Annotated in this window: 16 protein-coding genes and 2 pseudogenes; 6 read left to right on the top strand and 12 right to left on the bottom strand. The window is 70.1% G+C overall.

Features of this window, described 5'->3' with window-relative positions; genetic code table 11:
• Positions 1 to 116: 116 nt before the first annotated feature.
• From NGH83_RS00730 to NGH83_RS00720, 3 genes are read right to left on the bottom strand one after another with little or no spacing between them, the layout of a single operon-like run.
• The gene (locus NGH83_RS00730) at positions 117 to 1,466 is read right to left on the bottom strand and encodes an FAD-dependent oxidoreductase (RefSeq protein ID WP_251857178.1); all 1,350 of its coding nucleotides are present in this window, start codon (positions 1,464 to 1,466) and stop codon (positions 117 to 119) included.
• A 29-nt stretch (positions 1,467 to 1,495) separates the two neighbouring features.
• Entirely contained in the window at positions 1,496 to 2,557 is a 1,062-nt protein-coding gene (locus tag NGH83_RS00725; protein ID WP_251857177.1) for a polyprenyl synthetase family protein, read from the bottom strand.
• Positions 2,554 to 3,267 carry a class I SAM-dependent methyltransferase gene (locus tag NGH83_RS00720; protein WP_251857176.1) on the bottom strand — a complete coding sequence of 238 codons (714 nt, stop codon included), beginning with the start codon at positions 3,265 to 3,267 and terminating at the stop codon, positions 2,554 to 2,556. Before NGH83_RS00720 ends, NGH83_RS00725 begins: the two co-directional genes overlap by 4 nt.
• Before the next feature lie 124 nt (positions 3,268 to 3,391).
• On the opposite strand from NGH83_RS00720, the gene NGH83_RS00715 reads away from it, so the two are divergent.
• Positions 3,392 to 4,597, top strand: a complete 1,206-nt coding sequence (locus NGH83_RS00715) for an isochorismate synthase MenF (protein WP_251858563.1) — start codon at positions 3,392 to 3,394, stop codon at positions 4,595 to 4,597.
• A 208-nt stretch (positions 4,598 to 4,805) separates the two neighbouring features.
• Here NGH83_RS00715 and menD read toward each other — a convergent pair whose 3' ends face one another.
• Together menD and NGH83_RS00705 are read right to left on the bottom strand one after the other, a co-directional pair.
• Positions 4,806 to 6,482: a 2-succinyl-5-enolpyruvyl-6-hydroxy-3-cyclohexene-1-carboxylic-acid synthase gene (gene menD, locus NGH83_RS00710; protein ID WP_251857175.1), complete on the bottom strand. Its 1,677-nt coding sequence runs from the start codon at positions 6,480 to 6,482 to the stop codon at positions 4,806 to 4,808.
• Positions 6,475 to 6,891 carry a PLDc N-terminal domain-containing protein gene (locus tag NGH83_RS00705; protein ID WP_251857174.1) on the bottom strand — a complete coding sequence of 139 codons (417 nt, stop codon included), beginning with the start codon at positions 6,889 to 6,891 and terminating at the stop codon, positions 6,475 to 6,477. The genes menD and NGH83_RS00705 overlap by 8 nt, the downstream gene beginning before the upstream one ends.
• A gap of 63 nt (positions 6,892 to 6,954) precedes the next feature.
• Here NGH83_RS00705 and NGH83_RS15310 point away from each other — a divergent pair.
• Positions 6,955 to 7,146: pseudogene (locus NGH83_RS15310) on the top strand (DUF4229 domain-containing protein); the annotation flags it as partial.
• 69 nt (positions 7,147 to 7,215) lie between these two features.
• Here NGH83_RS15310 and NGH83_RS00700 read toward each other — a convergent pair.
• Genes NGH83_RS00700 through NGH83_RS00685 form a run of 3 tightly spaced genes read right to left on the bottom strand, consistent with a single transcriptional unit; the run spans position 7,216 to position 10,651 of the window.
• Entirely contained in the window at positions 7,216 to 8,199 is a 984-nt protein-coding gene (locus tag NGH83_RS00700) for a 1,4-dihydroxy-2-naphthoate polyprenyltransferase (RefSeq protein ID WP_256470110.1), read from the bottom strand.
• Positions 8,200 to 8,208: 9 nt separating this feature from the next.
• Positions 8,209 to 9,756, bottom strand: coding sequence for an AMP-binding protein (locus NGH83_RS00690; RefSeq protein ID WP_371872715.1), 1,548 nt, complete (start codon positions 9,754 to 9,756; stop codon positions 8,209 to 8,211).
• A 13-nt stretch (positions 9,757 to 9,769) separates the two neighbouring features.
• Positions 9,770 to 10,651, bottom strand: coding sequence for a 1,4-dihydroxy-2-naphthoyl-CoA synthase (locus tag NGH83_RS00685; RefSeq protein ID WP_251857173.1), 882 nt, complete (start codon positions 10,649 to 10,651; stop codon positions 9,770 to 9,772).
• Positions 10,652 to 10,806: 155 nt separating this feature from the next.
• On the opposite strand from NGH83_RS00685, the gene NGH83_RS00680 reads away from it, so the two are divergent.
• The 3 genes from NGH83_RS00680 to NGH83_RS00670 all read left to right on the top strand — a co-directional run bounded on the left by NGH83_RS00680 (position 10,807) and on the right by NGH83_RS00670 (position 11,992).
• Positions 10,807 to 11,217 (top strand): DUF1801 domain-containing protein, encoded by a 411-nt coding sequence (locus tag NGH83_RS00680; RefSeq protein WP_251857172.1) that lies wholly within the window; start codon positions 10,807 to 10,809, stop codon positions 11,215 to 11,217.
• Positions 11,218 to 11,309: 92 nt separating this feature from the next.
• Positions 11,310 to 11,714, top strand: a complete 405-nt coding sequence (locus NGH83_RS00675; protein WP_251857171.1) for a VOC family protein — start codon at positions 11,310 to 11,312, stop codon at positions 11,712 to 11,714.
• Complete coding sequence (locus tag NGH83_RS00670; protein WP_251857170.1) at positions 11,711 to 11,992, top strand: helix-turn-helix domain-containing protein; 282 nt, start codon at positions 11,711 to 11,713, stop codon at positions 11,990 to 11,992. The genes NGH83_RS00675 and NGH83_RS00670 overlap by 4 nt, the downstream gene beginning before the upstream one ends.
• A 20-nt stretch (positions 11,993 to 12,012) precedes the next feature.
• Here NGH83_RS00670 and NGH83_RS00665 read toward each other — a convergent pair whose 3' ends face one another.
• From NGH83_RS00665 to NGH83_RS00650, 4 genes are read right to left on the bottom strand one after another with little or no spacing between them, the layout of a single operon-like run.
• Positions 12,013 to 12,786 carry a MerR family transcriptional regulator gene (locus NGH83_RS00665; RefSeq protein WP_251857169.1) on the bottom strand — a complete coding sequence of 258 codons (774 nt, stop codon included), beginning with the start codon at positions 12,784 to 12,786 and terminating at the stop codon, positions 12,013 to 12,015.
• 40 nt (positions 12,787 to 12,826) lie between these two features.
• A complete protein-coding gene (locus NGH83_RS00660) occupies positions 12,827 to 13,594 on the bottom strand; it encodes an ABC transporter permease (RefSeq protein ID WP_251857168.1) in 768 nt (255 codons plus the stop codon).
• Positions 13,595 to 13,607: 13 nt separating this feature from the next.
• Positions 13,608 to 14,441, bottom strand: a complete 834-nt coding sequence (locus tag NGH83_RS00655; protein WP_251857167.1) for an ABC transporter ATP-binding protein — start codon at positions 14,439 to 14,441, stop codon at positions 13,608 to 13,610.
• Positions 14,438 to 14,836, bottom strand: coding sequence for a DUF1048 domain-containing protein (locus NGH83_RS00650; protein WP_251857166.1), 399 nt, complete (start codon positions 14,834 to 14,836; stop codon positions 14,438 to 14,440). Before NGH83_RS00650 ends, NGH83_RS00655 begins: the two co-directional genes overlap by 4 nt.
• Before the next feature lie 157 nt (positions 14,837 to 14,993).
• On the opposite strand from NGH83_RS00650, the pseudogene NGH83_RS00645 reads away from it, so the two are divergent.
• Positions 14,994 to 15,860, top strand: a pseudogene (locus NGH83_RS00645) (GyrI-like domain-containing protein).
• Positions 15,861 to 15,883 lie beyond the last annotated feature (23 nt).

The raw sequence follows: 15,883 nt of genomic DNA, 5'->3' as shown, positions 1-15,883 counted from the left end.
TTCCGGCGTCCGCGGCCCGCCGCAACGTGCGCGTTCGCCCGGAACGCCCTCCCGAGAACGTGTGTTCCGGGCTTGTGCGCCCGCCGGAACGTGCGTTCATGCCCGCAATATCGGATCTAAGCGCGGGAGATCGCGGTCATTTCGTCGCGGGGGACGACCTTGATTCTCGTGCGGCCGACTTTTTCGCCCAGGGCGAGCTCGTGGGCGTCGAGGAGGTGCCAGCCGTCGACCGTCGTGAACTCGACCCCGCGCGACTCGAGCAGCGCCGGCACCGCCGACTCCTCGGGCTCGGTGGGGGTCCACCAGTTGCCCTGGTCGTTCAGCACGTGGCCGAGGGTCTCCATCGCGTCGGACTTGGTATGCCCGATGAGGCCGACCGGTCCGCGCTTGATCCACCCGGTCGCGTACACGCCGTTGAGCGGCTCATCGGCGTCGTCGAGCACCTGGCCTTCGCGATTGGGGATGACGCCGCGCTTCTCGTCGAACGGGATCTCCGGCAGCGGCGACCCGAAGTAGCCGACCGCCCGATAGATGGCCTGGATGGGCAGCTCGCGGATCTCGCCCGTGCCACGGACTCCGCCCTCGCCGTCGGGCTCGGTGCGCTCCCACCGGAAGCCGGCGACCTTGCCGTCCTCACCGAGCACCTCGAGCGGCTTCGCGTAGAAGTGCAGGTGCAGACGCCGGCTCGCGGTGCCGGTCTCGCGCTGACGCCACTGGTTCAGCACCTTGTCCATCACGAACACCTGCTTGTTCGTGGCGATCGCGGTCTTCGACGCCTCGTCGTAGTCGAAGTCCTCGTCGTAGACGATCATGTCGACGTCGGGCACCTCGCCGAGCTCGCGAAGCTCAAGCGGGGTGAACTTCACCTGGGCGGGTCCGCGACGGCCGAGGACGTGCACGTCGGTGACCGGCGAGGCCTTCAGACCCTCGTACACGTTGTCGGGGATCTCCGTCGGCAGCAGGTCTTCGGGATGCTTCACGAGGATGCGGGCGACGTCGAGCGCGACGTTGCCGTTGCCGATGACCGCGATCTCCTTCGCCTCGAGCGGCCAGGTGCGCGGTACGTCGGGGTGCCCGTCGTACCAGCTGACGAAGTCCGCGGCGCCGTACGAGCCGTCGAGCTCGATGCCGGGGATGTCGAGAGGCGCGTCGCCGAACGACCCGGTGGAGAAGATGACGGCGTTGTAGTGGCGCTTCAGGTCGTCGAGGGTGATGTCGACGCCGTACTCGACGTTGCCGAAGAAGCGGATGTCGCCGCGGTCCAGCACCTCGCGCAGCGCCGAGATGATCCCCTTGATGCGCGGGTGGTCGGGTGCGACGCCGTAGCGGACGAGCCCGTACGGCGCGGGGAGGCGCTCGAACAGGTCGATGGAGACGTCGAATGCGCGCTCCGCCTTGATCGCGAGGTCGGCGGCGTAGATCCCTGCCGGGCCCGCGCCGACGATGGCCAGCCGGAGCTTGGTCATGCGGTTCGTATCCTTACTTGCTCGTCGGGTCAGCGCGAACGCTCGACCATGGCTTCGGCGAAGCGCGTGAGCGCCTTCTTCACCGATCCGTCGGGAAGGGGTGCGAGTGCGGCGACCGCGTCGTCGGCCCAGCGCTGCGCCTCGGCGAGGGTCGTCGCGGTGACGGGGTGCTCGCGGAGCTCCGCGATGGCCGACTCGAACTCCGGCGACTCGTCCGACGCGATGCCCGCCTCGAGGCGGGCGAGGAGGCCCGCGGCCTGCGGGTCGGTGAGCGCGGAGCGGCGCAGGTAGAGGAGGGGAAGGGTCGGCACGCCGGCGCGGAGGTCGGTGCCCGCGACCTTGCCGGTGTCGTCGGCACGTGGCGACAGGTCGATGACGTCGTCCACGAGCTGGAAGGCGACGCCGATCCGCTCGCCGAAGAGCATGACGGCGTTCTCGTACTCTTCCGCCGCGTTGCTGAAGACGACACCCATCTGAGCGGCCGCCGCGATCAGCGACCCCGTCTTGTTGGCGAGCACCTCGATGTAGTGCTCGATGGGGTCGTCGCCCTCCTGCGGGCCGGCGGTCTCGTTGAGCTGGCCGAGGACGAGGCGTTCGAAGGTATCGGCCTGCAGGATGATCGCCCGCTCGCCGAGCGAGGCGACCAGCTTGCTGGCCCGCGCGAACAGCAGATCGCCGGTGAGGATCGCGACCGAGTTGCCCCACACTGCCTGGGCGCTCGGCACACCGCGTCGCTGCTCCGCTTCGTCCATCACGTCGTCGTGGTACAGGGACGCGAGGTGCGTGATCTCGACGACCTGGGCGGCGGCGAGCACGGCGGGGACGTTGCCGTCACCGAGCTGAGCGGTGAGCAGGGTGAGCATGGGGCGCACCCGCTTGCCCCCGGCGGAGAGCAGGTAGCGGGAGGTGACGTCGGCGATGTTGTCGGCGAACTCGAGTTCGCGCAGCAGGCCTTCTTCGACGAGGGCGAGCCCGTCTTCGATGGTCGCCGCCATCGCGCGGTCGTCGCGGCTCGAGAAGATGCGTTCGGTCAGGCCGAGCTGCGATGAGAGCGCCTTGCTGCGCCTCGTCGCGGGGATCGCCGGGCTCACCGGCTGCTCCCCGGCTTGGTGCCGCGGTGCAACGCGACCACCCCTCCGGTCAGGTTGCGGTAGGCGACGTCGGTGTACCCGGCGTCGCGGATCCACGACGCGAGGGTGGGCTGATCGGCCCAGTCGAAGATCGAGTCGCCGAGGTAGTCGTAGGCCGGAGCGTTGGAGCTCGACAGCTTCGACAGCAGCGGCATGGCGGCGCGGAGGTAGATGCGGTGCCCGAGGCGGAGCACGCCGTTCACGGGACGCGAGAACTCGCAGATCACGATGCGGCCGCCTGGCTTCGTCACGCGGTACAGCTCCGACAGCGCCGTGTGGGTGTCTTCGACGTTGCGCAGGCCGAAGGACATGGTCACCGCGTCGAACTCGTCGTCCTCGAACGGAAGGTCGAGGGCGTCGGCGTGCACGAACGTGAGGTTGCGCACGCCCGCGTTGCGGCGGCGTCCGACCTCGAGCATGCCGGCGGAGAAGTCCGCCGCGACGATCTCGGCGCCCGACTTCGCGAGCGCCGCGCTCGAAGTCCCGGTACCGGCGGCGAGGTCGAGGATCCGCTCGCCCGGGCGCGGGTCGACGGCCTTCGTCGTCGCGGCGCGCCAGATGACGTCGTTGCCGACGGAGAGGACCGTGTTCGTGCGGTCGTAGCGAGTCGACACGGTGTCGAACATCGCCGCCACATCGGACGCACGCTTGCCGAGGTCCGCGCTGTTCACAAGGAGATTCTAGGTGGAGTGACATGGACGTACGGTGGACGAAGGTCCGGGCCTTCCCGCAGCTGTGCGGGCGTAGGCTCGGTGGGTGCTTCCGGTAGAGACCCCGACCCTGTCGGTGGCCACCATGGCACTTCCCGACACTGGCTCCCTCGACTCGCTGCTCCGCTCGACCGACCCGGCCGCTCCGCTGGCCTGGCTGCGAGGGGGCGAAGGCTTCGTCGGCGTCGGGGAAGCGGTCCGGTGGGAGTTCTCTGGGGCGTCTCGTTTCGACGACGCCGCCGAGGCCTGGCGTGCTCTCAGCGCACGCAGCACCATCGACGACCCACTGCACCTGCCGGGTACCGGCCTCGTCGCGTTCGGCTCGTTCGCCTTCTCCCCCACCTCCTCGACGCTCAGCACGCTCATCGTGCCTCGCATCATCTTCGGTCGGCGCGGCGGCAGAGCGTGGCTCACCCGCATTACGGTCGTCGGCGAGACTCCCGCCGGCTCGCCCGCTCTCGCCGAGCCGGGCACCGCTCCGGCGATCCGGTTCACCCCTGGCCGCATGGCCGAGAGCGCGTATTCGGCGGCGGTCGCGCAGGCGGTACGGGAGATCGAGGCGGGCCGGGTCGAGAAGGTCGTCCTCGCGCGCGACCTCCGCGGCGAGCTGCCGACCTCGTTCGATCTGCGCACGCCGCTCGAACGGCTCGCGACGAGCTACCCCGACTGCTGGACCTTCGCCGTCGACGGCCTCATCGGCTCGAGCCCCGAGATGCTCGTGCGCGTCGACTCGGGCACGGTCCAGGCCCGTGTGCTCGCGGGCAGCAGCGCCCGCGGCGTCGACGCCGCCAGTGACAGCGCCGCCGCGCTCGCCCTGGTGACCTCGGACAAGGACCACGACGAGCATGGCTTCGCGCTGCGCAGCGTCCTCGCCGCACTCACCCCGCACACCTCGTCGCTGGCGGCGAGCGACGTTCCGTTCGCCCTGAAGCTGCCGAACCTCTGGCACCTCGCGAGCGACGTCGAGGGAGTGCTCTCCGACCGCTCGAGCTCGCTCGATCTCCTGCGATCGCTGCATCCGACCGCCGCGGTGGCGGGCACGCCGACGGCGGTCGCGACGGCGACGATCGACGAGCTCGAACCGTTCGATCGAGGCCGCTACGCCGGACCCGTCGGCTGGCTGAGCGCGAACGGCGACGGCGAATGGGCGATTGCGCTGCGCTGTGCACAGGTCGACGGCGACACCATCACCGCGTACGCCGGGGCGGGGGTCGTCGCAGGGTCCGAGCCGGAGCGGGAGCTCGCCGAGACGGCGATGAAGTTCCGACCGATCGTCGAAGCGTTCGGTTAGCCGCGGCGACGTAGCCGCACCGGGAACTGACGCAGCAGACCGGCGACCATGGCCGCACCGGAGGCGACGAGGATCGAGACGCCGATGATGTCGGAGATGTCCATGCCCGTCCTTTCGAAGAGGAAGACAGGCTAGGCACATCGGTCTGCCGCAGCGCGGAGCGACACGCGACCGGCGCCGACCGTTTCCCGGATGCGGCCCGACCGGCTCAGCGACCGAGCGGCACTTCGAGGATGCTCGGCCCTTGCGCCGGCGAGGTGAGCGCCCGGTCGAGGTCGCCCCGCGTCGAGACGCTGAGGTACTCCCATCCGTACGCCTGCGCGAGGGCGGCGATGTCGACGGTGTGCGGGGTGTAGAGCACGCGGTCGAACAGGTCGGGGTCGGCGGTCGCCGCGACCTCGAGACCGTCGAAGATCGAGCCGCCCCGGTCGTTGCCGACGATGAGCTGGATGCGGGGTCGCGCTTCGCCGGGCGGCAGCAGCAGCCCGCCGACGTCGTGCAGGAAGGCGAGGTCGCCGAGGAGGACGCGGGTCGTGCCCGCGGCGCCGCGCGGATCGTCGGCGGCGGCGAGCGCGAGACCGAGCGCTGACGAGATGGTGCCGTCGATACCGGCGAGCCCTCGACTCGAGTGCACCCAAATCTTCTTCCCCGGCACACTCGCGTCGGCCTCGCGCACGAGGCGCGACGCGGCCAACCAGAGCCGATCATGCGGCCAGCTCGCCCGCCAGACGGCGTCGACGAGGTAGCGCCGCGAGATCGGCGCGCGGATCGCGTCGAGTTCCGAGCGGACGAGCCTGTTGCGTTCGGCGGGCGAGGACGACCCGCTGCCGCCGATGTACGCGGCGTCGTCGCCGTCGTCGTCCAGCGCACGGCCGGCGACGATCCACCGCCCCAGCCAGGCACGGTCGGGGTCGAAGCCGTCCGTGAGGGCGACCGCGTCGACGACCTCCGCCCGGGCGGCCGGGTCGAACTGCTCGGCGCCCGCCGCTCGCACGACGACGACCTCGACGCCCGAGCGCGACAGCAGAGCGGGGACCTGACGGCTGAGGTTCGGGCGGCCGAAGACCACGACCCGCTCGACGTCGGCGACGAGAGCGGCGTCGCCCAGTACTCGGCGGTAGGCGGGCACGAGGGAGGGACCGAAGCGGGCGCTGCTCGTCACCTCGGCCAGCAGCGGCCACTGCGCCTCGCGGGCGAGCGACTCGGCGGCCGGACCGGCGCCGGCACCGGCGACCACCACGGTGCGCAGCCCGCCGTCGAGAAGGCGCGCCTCGCCGTCGCCGCGCGACACCGACCGCACCGGGGCATCGCTCGGGATGTCGGCCGGGCCCGAGAGCGGGTCCCGCAGAGCGAGATTGATGTGAACGGGCGCCGGGAAGGGCTGCCCGACCAGCGCCGCCTCGTAGGCGTCGTCGGCGACCCGGTAGGCCTCGGTCACGTCGGCGTCGCCACCGGTCGGCGCCGCGACGTCGACCTCCCAGGTGGCGGCGGGGCCGAAGATGCCGGGCTGCGTAGTGGTCTGGTTCGCTCCCCGGCCGCGCAGCTCGGCCGGGCGATCCGCCGTGATGGCGATAAGCGGATCGCCGAAATGCCACGCCTCGAGCATGGCCGGGTGCAGGTTCGCGACCGCGGTGCCGGAGGTGGTGATGACGGCGACCGGGGTGCCGGACGCCCGGGTGAGCCCGAGAGCGAGGAACCCGGCGGAACGCTCATCGATCCTCACGTGCACCGTGAGGAGGCCGTCCTTCTCCGCGTGAGCGGCAGCGAGGGCCAGCGCCTGCGACCGGGACCCCGGACTCAGGACGACGTGCCGCATCCCGTGGGCGGCGAGCCGGCGCAGCAGCGCCGTCGCGAAGACGCTCGCGGGATTGCCCGCGTCAGGCATCGCGGCGGTCGGCGTTGTCCGTGCCGTCCTTGCCGTCGGTCTTGCTGGGACCCTCAGGGGTCGCCGGGCCGTCGGGGTCTGCCGCCGGGTCGTCGTCGAGGTCGGCGAGCTCCTTCTCGAGTCGCCGGATGCGCTCCTCCTGGTCGGCTTCGCGCCGGAGCCGGTCGAGGAAGGCGGGGTCGTCGTCGGGGGCGACCGGTCGACGCTGCACCGGCGGACGGGTCGCGCGGCCACGGCCGATGACGAACCACAGCAGCCCGCCGATGATCGGCAGCAGCAGGATCAGCAGGATCCACACGAACTTGCGCGGGCCACGGATCCGCGATCGATCGGCGAGTGCGCAGTCGACGAGCGAGTAGATCATGAAGGCCACCGCGACGACCGCCGCGATCACCCAGAACCGAGCCATGGCTCAACGATAGAGCAGGGCGACTGAGGGAGTGATGGATGCTCGCGACCTACACTGAAGCCCGTGGAAGCTCCTCGTCGCCGCAATCTGGCCTGGCTCTGGTTCTCGCTCCTGCGACTGGGGCTGTTCGCGGTGATCCTCGCGGTGCTGCTGCTCCTGCTGCCGATCGAACCGTGGATCTCGACCATCCTCGCCGCGGTGATCGCGTTCTGCGTCTCCTACATCTTCTTCACGAAGCCGCGCGCGGCGGTGTCCGAGCAAATCGAGGGGGCCCGCCGCGGCGGCGGCCACGACGATGATGCGGACGCGGAGGACGACGTGGCGTCAGAACGCGAACGCGGCTCCGAGACCCACGCCGTAGACCAGCGCCAGGATGCTGGTGAGGCTGAGGGAGAGCACGAGCTCCTTCGCGGTGCGCGCCGTGACCGCGATGAGCCCGGCGGGAACCGCCAGTAGCAGCGCGAAGAACACGAGGATCGCCAGCGGGTAGAAGATCGAGAAGAACCCGACGATCACGAACGGCGCACCGAGCAGCACGCAGAAGAGGATCCTCGACCAGCGCAGCCCGATGAGCACGCTGAGGGTGCGCTTGCCGGCGATGCGGTCCTGCTCGATGTCGCGCATGTTGTTGACGACCAGCACCGCGCAGGCGAGCAGGCCGATGCCGATCGCCGACAGCCACGACTCGGTCGGCACCTGCTCGATCTGGACGTAGGTGGTTCCGATGGTGGCGACGAGACCGAAGAAGACGAACACCGACAGCTCCCCGAGCCCGGCGTAGCCGTAGGGACGCTTACCGCCGGTGTAGAACCAGGCGGCGGCGATCGCGACGGCGCCGACGGCGAGCAGCCACCACAGTTGCGTGATGAGAACGAGCGCCAGCCCGGCGAGCGCCGCGAGGGCGAAGAAGACGAGCGCGACGGTGAGGACGGTGCGCGGCTTCGCGGCTCCCGATGCGGTGATGCGCGCCGGTCCGACGCGGTGCTTGTCGGTTCCGCGGACGCCGTCGGAGTAGTCGTTGGCGAAGTTGACGCCGATCTGCAGCAGCACGGCGACGGCCAGGCAGAGCAGGATGCGGTACTCGTGCCACACCGCGCCGCCGGCGAGGTACGCGGCGCCGGTGCCGAGCGCGACAGGGGCGACCGCGAGGGTCAGGGTGCGCGGGCGGGCGGCACCGATCCAGCCGCCGATTCCGGCACGCGCGGCGCGCGGGCTGCGAGGTGCCGTGCGCGTCTTCGTCCCCGCTACCGGCGCGTGATGCTGCGGCTTCTTGCGGGCGGGACGCTTCTTCGTCTTGCTCTTGGGCACCGGCGCATTCTATTCGCCGTTGCCCGCCTCACCGGCCGGACCGGCCGTCAGCAGCGGCAGCAGGTGTTCGCGCGTCAGCGGCGCGAGGGGGAGGTCGGCCGCGTCGGCGGGCGTCACCCAGAGCGCGTGGTCGATCTCGGCCTGCGGTGTCGGCTCGTGGGGGGCGACATCGACGGCGAACGCGTCGGCGACGACATCGTGACCGGCCTCGTTGGCCGCCCGCGATCGGAAGGTACCGAGGGGGGTGAGGTCGGAGACGGTGGTGGCGATGCCGAGCTCCTCCACGAGTTCGCGCACTCCCGCTTCGGCGGCCGTCTCGCCGGGTTCGCGTTTGCCGCCGGGCTGCATGTAGGAAGCGGTGCCCCGCTTGCGAACGAGCAGGGTCCGGCCTGCACCGTCGCCGACGAGCAGGGCGGTCACGTGCACCGAGGGGCGCGCATCGCCGACCAGTCGGCGCAGCGTCTGGCGGTCGGGTTTGCCGCTCGCGAGCAACGGGATGCGCTCGAGCCGGAGCAGCCGTCGTGGACCGGCGGCCCGCCCGAGACGCTCGACGACCGCGGCGCGCACCGCGGCGAGATCCGTCTCCCCCGTCGTGACGAGGACGGGGACCTGCCCCCACTCGTCGTCGTCGCCGGCGATGACGACGGCGCCCTCCGACCCCGGGAGCTCACGGACCGCGGATTCGATCAGCCCGAGCGAGACCTTCTCTCCCCCGGAGATGATGACATCGTCGCGGCGCCCGGTCACGGTCAGCCGGCCGTCGTCGAATCGGCCCTCGTCGCCGGTGCGGTACCAGCGCAGTCCGTCGCGCGAGGGGAATGCCGCGGCGGTCCGTCCGGGGTCGCCGACGTACTCCTCGGCGAGCGCGGGGGTCGACAGCCAGATCTCCCCGTCGACGATCTCGACCGCGGTGCTGCCGAGCGGACGACCGTCGTAGACGCAACCGCCCGCGGTTTCCGATGACCCGTAGGTCCGGACGATCTCGAGTCCGGCGTCGGCGGCGCGAACGGCGAGTGCACCGGGAAGGCTTTGCCCGCCGACGAGCGTCTTATGCATTCCTCGCAACGCGCTTCTCAGTTCCGCATCCGCTTCGGCGGCGTCCACCAGCCGGCCGAGCTGGGCGGGGACGAGCGCGGTGAATCGGCGCTCGTCGCCGAAACGCTCGACCGCCGCGGCGAAGTCGGCGGGTGAGAATCCGGGGGCGATGATCTCGGGTTCTGTTCCAGAGGCGATGCTCCGCACCAGCACCTGCAGCCCGGCGATGTAGTGGACGGGAAGGGCGAGGAGCCAGCGTCCCGGGCCGCCGAGTGCGGCGTCGGTCATCGCGGCGCCGGCGAGCAGCGCGTCGGCACTGAGCGCGACCCGCTTCGGAGTACCCGCGCTTCCCGAGGTCTCGATGACGACGGCGACCCGCTTCGGCACGCTCTCGGGCAGCCCGGTCGGAGGCTCCGCGTCGATCGGATACGGGAGCAGGGCGGGCCCGTCTCCGGCGAGCGCCGCACGAAGGGCGACCAGCACCTCGGCGGGGTCGGCCCGGATCGGCTGGAGCGGTCTCATCGACGCGTCGGGATCAGAAGTGCCACGGGTAGGGCGACCAGTCGGGATCGCGCTTCTCGAGGAACGCGTCGCGCCCCTCGACCGCTTCGTCGGTGCCGTACGCGAGACGGGTCGCCTCCCCGGCGAAGACCTGCTGGCCGACCATGCCGTCGTCCACCGCGTTGAACGCGAACTTCAGCATCCGGATCGCGGTCGGCGACTTGCCGAGGATCTCGCGCGCCCAGTCGAGAGCGGTGCTCTCGAGCTCGGCGTGCGGCACGACCGCGTTGATCGCCCCGGTCTCGAGCGCCCGCTCGGCGCTGTACTCCCGGGCGAGGAAGAAGACTTCGCGGGCGAACTTCTGGCCCACCTGTCGGGCGAAGTAGGCGCTGCCGTAGCCCGCGTCGAAGGATCCGACGTCGGCGTCGGTCTGCTTGAACCTGCCGTGTTCGGCGCTCGCGATGCTGAGGTCGCAGACCACGTGCAGCGAATGCCCGCCGCCGGCCGCCCAGCCGGGGATCACGGCGATGACGACCTTCGGCATGAAGCGGATGAGGCGCTGCACCTCGAGGATGTGCAGGCGCCCGGTCGCGGTCTCGCCGGACTCGTACCGATAGCCGTCACGGCCGCGGATGCGCTGGTCGCCGCCGCTGCAGAACGCCCAGCCGCCGTCCTTCGGGCTCGGGCCGTTCCCGGTCAGCAGCACCACGCCGACCCGCGAGTCCTGCCGCGCGTGATCGAGGGCACGGTAGAGCTCGTCGACCGTCTGAGGGCGGAACGCGTTGCGCACCTCGGGGCGGTTGAACGCGACCCGCGCGATGCGCCCGTCGCGGGAACGGTGGTAGGTGATGTCGTCACCGGCCCACCCGTCGACATCGGTCCACTCTTCGGGGTCGAACAGTTCGGAGACGGCCATGCCCCGAGCCTATTCCGCTCCGCTGAGCCCTTCGCGGGCGTGACACGGCGCCGGCCCGACCGCGACGACGAGCGCCGACCGGTCAGGTTTCGAGAAGACAGGAGCGATGCTGCTCCCTAACGTTGAGGAACGCTCTCGCAACCGAAGGGAAGACCATGCCCGACCAGTCCGACACGTTCTCCGCCGACGAGCGAAAGGCGATGAGGGTCCGAGCCGCGGAACTCAAGAAGCGCGAGAACGGCGACGCCGAGGTGCGGAAGATCATCGATGCGATGACGCCCGACGAGCAGCACATCGCCCTCCGCATCCACGAGGCGATCCTCGAGCAGGTTCCACAGCTGCAGCCGAAGCTCCGCTACGGCCAGCCCGCCTACTACCTCGACGGCACGGTGGTCTGCTTCTTCATGGCCGCGTCGAAGTACAAGACCACGTCCTCCACCTTCGGATTCGAGGACGCGACGCTCATCGGAGACGGTGGCATGTGGCCGAGCTCGTACGCGATCCTCGCTCTCTCGGACGAGGACGAGAAGCGATTGCTCGACCTCGTCAAGCGCGCGGTCGCCTGAGGCGCGCAAGCGACAGCGAGTCGTTCCTGCGTCGCGACGGCCCGCTCTCGCACCCATTGACAGGGGTACTTGCATTTTGCAAGTATGCCCGCATGAGCCTTTTCATCACCTGCCCGGTCGAGAACGTCGAGCGCGCCACCGCCTTCTACACCGCCCTCGGGTGGACCCTGAACCCCGAGATGTCCGACCACAACGTGTCGTGCTTCGCGATCGCCCCCGAGCAGTACCTCATGCTCGGCAGCCGTGAGATGTACGCCAGCGTCGGCGGCACCGAAGAGCTGATCGGCGGACCCGACACGCCATCCAAGGTCACCGTCTCGTTCGATCTCGGCAGCCGGGAAGCGGTGGACGAGCTCGTCGAGCGCGCCGGTGCGGCGGGCGGGCGCATCGGCGACACCGACGACTACCCCTTCATGTACCAGCGCCAGTTCGACGACCCCGACGGCTACCACTACTCGCCGTTCTGGATGAAGACGGACGCCGCCCCGACCGCGTGAGCGACCTCGCCGCAGCGCTCGACATCGTCGGAGCCCGATGGGCTCTGCTCATCGTGGAGCAGTTGCTCGACGAGCCGAAGCGCTACGGCGACCTGCAGCGCGAGCTCGGAGTGCCGACGAACATACTGGCCACCCGCCTGCGCGAGCTCGAAGAAGCGGGGGTGCTCTCGCGGTTGCCGCTGCGTCACAACACCCGCGCGTACGCGCTGACCGACCGCGGACGCGCACTGCGCGCGGCGATCGTGGCGCTCGGACGCTGGGCCGCCGAGGAGGGCTGAGGGGCAGCCCATACCGGAACTCAGCCCAGCGGGGCCACCCGTTCCAGCCGGGTCCATCCCGCCCAGCCACGCTCGCGCATCAATTCGACCATCCGCTGCGCGCGAGGGTCGGTTTCCAGTGCCAGCAGCTCGAGCAGATCGAAGGGGACCTCGTCCTCCTGCGACTCCTGCTGGGTGTTGTAGCCCTGCTCGTACGCCTCCTCGGCGAGGCTCGCCATGAGGTCCGCCGCCTCGACCATCAGGGGTTCGTCCGGCTCCTCTGTGAACAGCCGCGACAGCACCTGGTAGAGCCGCACGATGCGCGGATCCTCGAGCGAGGCCAGCTTGCCCGGCATCCATTCGCGCACCCGGTCGGGCCAGCGCGCCGCCATGATGACCCAGCCGTCTCGCTCGCCCTCGAGCACGGGTCCCGAGATGCCGAGAGCCCGTAGGCGGTCGAGATACTCCACCACCTCCGGCGGCAGCAGCATCGCATCGCCCGCAGCCAACTGCTCCACCGAGTCGCGGCTGCGCTCGAGCCTCGCGATCTCGTCGCGGATCCGTGCGTCGATGCGGCGGACGGCGGCGGCGAAGGTCGCATCGTCGGCCTCGAGCAGTTCGGCGATCTCGGCCAGCGGCACGCCGGCATCGGCGAGGGTGGCGATCTTCACGAGCGACACCACCGCGTGCGCACCGTATCGGCGGTAGCCGGACCGGTCGCGCTCCGGTTCCGGCAGCAGCCCGATCTGATGGTAGTGACGGACGGCCCGCACGGTGACACCGGCGTAGGCGGCCAGTTGACTGATGGTCAGCACGGTCCGATCCTGCCCTTCCTGCTCCCGTCGGCGCGAGCCGTCAGGAGGTCTTCCGTCGGTAGACGACCATCGACACGGCGAAGGCGACCACCAGGATGCCTGCGCACCACGCGAGGGCGACCCACAGTTCTCCGCCCACCGGCCGGCCCGCGAAGATCGCGCGGATCGAGTCGACGATCGAGGTGACGGGCTGGTTCTCGGCGAACCAGCGCACCGGGCCGGGCATCGACTCCGTCGGCGCGAAGGCCGAACTGATGAACGGCAGGAAGATGAGCGGGTAGGAGAACGCGCTCGCCCCCTCGACCGAACTGGCGAGCAGGCCCGGAATGACCGCGAGCCAGGTGAGGGCGAAGGTGAACAGGGCCATGATGCCGATCACCGCGAGCCAGCCGCCGATGTCGGCGCCGGTGCGGAAGCCCATGATCAGAGCGACGCCGACGACCAGCACCAGCGAGACGAAATTGGCGATGAGCGAGGTGAGGACGTGCGCCCACAGCACCGAGGCGCGGGCGATCGGCATCGACTGGAAGCGTTCGAAGATGCCGCCCTGCAGGTCGCCGAACAACCGGTACGCGGTGTATGCGATGCCCGACGCGACGGTGATGAGCAGGATTCCGGGGAGCAGGTAGACGACGTACGAGTCCGAGGCGCCGCCGGTGTCGATGGCGCCTCCGAAGACGTAGACGAAGAGCAGCATGATCGCGACGGGTGTCACCGCGGTCGTGATGATGGTGTCGGGGCTGCGCACGATGTGGGTCAGTGAGCGACCGGTGAGCACGGCGGTGTCGCCGAAGAAGTGCGTGTTCATGGATTCGTTCCTTCTACTTCTCGGCCGATGCCGTGGCAGCGCTGCCGCCGGTGGTCTCGGCGTCGGTCTGGTCGGTGATCTCGTCGGCGCCGTCGCCGGTCAGGGCGAGGAACACCTCCTCGAGGGTGGGCTGCTTCTCGACGTACTCGACGGTCGCGGCGGGCAGCAGCTTCTTGAGCTCGGCGAGCGTTCCGTCGACGATGATGCGGCCCTGGTGCAGGATCGCGATGCGATCGGCGAGCTGCTCGGCCTCCTCCAGGTACTGGGTCGTCAGCAGCACGGTGGTGCCTTTGCCGACGAGCTGCCGCACCGTCTCCCACACCTCCTGCCGTGCCTCGGGGTCGAGGCCGGTGGTCGGCTCGTCGAGGAAGATGACGGCCGGGTCGCCGATGAGGCTCATCGCGATGTCCAGCCGCCGCCGCATGCCACCCGAGTAGGTCGACGCCTTCCGGGCGCCGGCCTCGGTAAGCGAGAAGCGGGCGAGCAGCTCGTCGGCGATGGCGCCCGGCGAACGCAGATGGCGGAGGCGGGCGATGAGCACGAGATTCTCGCGTCCGCTCAGCTGCTCGTCGACGGCGGCGAACTGCCCGGTCAGGCTGATCGCCGCCCGCACCTCGGCCGCCTGCGTCGCGACGTCGAGTCCGACGATCGACGCCGTCCCCGAGTCGGCCTTCAGCAGGGTGGAGAGGATCTTCACGAGCGTCGTCTTGCCCGCCCTGTTCGAGCCGAGCAGCGCGAACACGGTGCCGCGTTGCACCTCGAGGTCGACGCCGCGCAGCACTCGCAACTCCTTGTACGACTTCTCGATGCCGCGGACCGCGATCGCCGGCACCGTCGCCGCGCTCATCGTGCACCGCCCGCGCCCGCGCTCGCGCTCGCGGCGCGCACCGCATCCGTCAGCCGTGTGCGCTCGCTCCCGATCCAGCCATCCATCCAGCCGGCGCCGGGATGCACCCGCAGGAGCTCCTCGGCGAATGCGACGGGGTCATCGCCGATGACGTCGGCCACGGAGGCGCCGCGGGCGACGCCGGCCTCCAGTCGTTCGACGAGGTCGGTGAGCACGGCGAGGAGCGCATCACTGTCCGAGGTGGGTCCGACGTGGGTGAGGTAGCGCTCGATGGCCTCGGCCGTCGAACGGTAGTCGCCGGGCAGGCGGCGGACGCGCGCCCGGTAGTCGCGGTACTGCTTCTTGTCGTCGATGCTGCCGACGAGCTTTTCGATCCAGGTGAGTGAAGTGTTCATGCGACGAGCGTGAAGGGCTGACGCTACGGCAGGGTCAAGCGTCGGGCCGAAAATCTTGCTCCACTGCTCGCTCGACGAGAGGAACCGATCGGATCGGACCGCGGAAGTAGGGTTCGATCGCGGTGAGATCGGCAAGGTGGTTGCCGAAGGGAGCGCCATGATCGCGGAACTGAACCGACTCGTCGAGCTGATCGAGGAACGTCTGACCGACGACATCGAGGTGAGCGCGCTCGCGTCTGGTCTCGGGACGACGGAGTACCACCTCCGCCGGATGTTCGCCTCGCTTTCGGGCATGCCGCTTTCGGAGTACATCCGCCGCCGACGGATGACGGTCGCGGTCGGAGACGTCCTCGGCGGCGGTGAGTTGTTGGCGATCGCAGTGCGATACGGGTACGGCTCCACCGAGGCGTTCGGCCGGGCGTTCCGATCGGTGCACGGCGCGAGTCCCGCCGACGTACGCCGTTCGGGCGGCCCTCTTCGAACACAACCGCAACTCAGGTTCCGCCTGACCGTCGAAGGAAGCAGCAGTATGGACACCCGCATCGAGAATCGACCGGACTTCCGCCTCGTAGGCCACGCCGCGTAGGTGCCTCTCATCCACGAGGGGATCAATCCTCACATCCGAGCCCATGTCGAGTCGCTCCCCGCGTCGGAGCACATCCGTCTGAAAGCGCTCAGCGAGACGGAGCCGGCAGGACTGCTGCAGGTCAGCGCAGACGTCGACCCCGACTACACCGAAGGAACCGAACTGATCTACCTGCACGGCGTCGCCATCCGCGACTCCACGGCCGCGCCCGACGATCTCGACGTCATCCGCGTTCCGGCCGGCATGTGGGCCGTCTTCCGGGTCGCGGGCGATTATCCGGCCGTCCTGCAGAAGGCATGGGCGGCGACCGCCACCGACTGGTTCCCCTCGAACCCCTGGCGGCTGCGCCCCGGTCCGTCGATCGTCGCGGTGCTCGAGCGCTCGGACGACTTCAGCACCGCGACCTGCGAGCTGTGGCTTCCCATCGAAGCGGAGTGATCGCTCGGATCGCGGTGTCGGAC

It is taken from the genome of Herbiconiux sp. L3-i23 (assembly GCF_023734115.1).
Taxonomy (GTDB): domain Bacteria; phylum Actinomycetota; class Actinomycetes; order Actinomycetales; family Microbacteriaceae; genus Naasia.
This window is presented reverse-complemented; position numbering and strand designations above follow the sequence as displayed.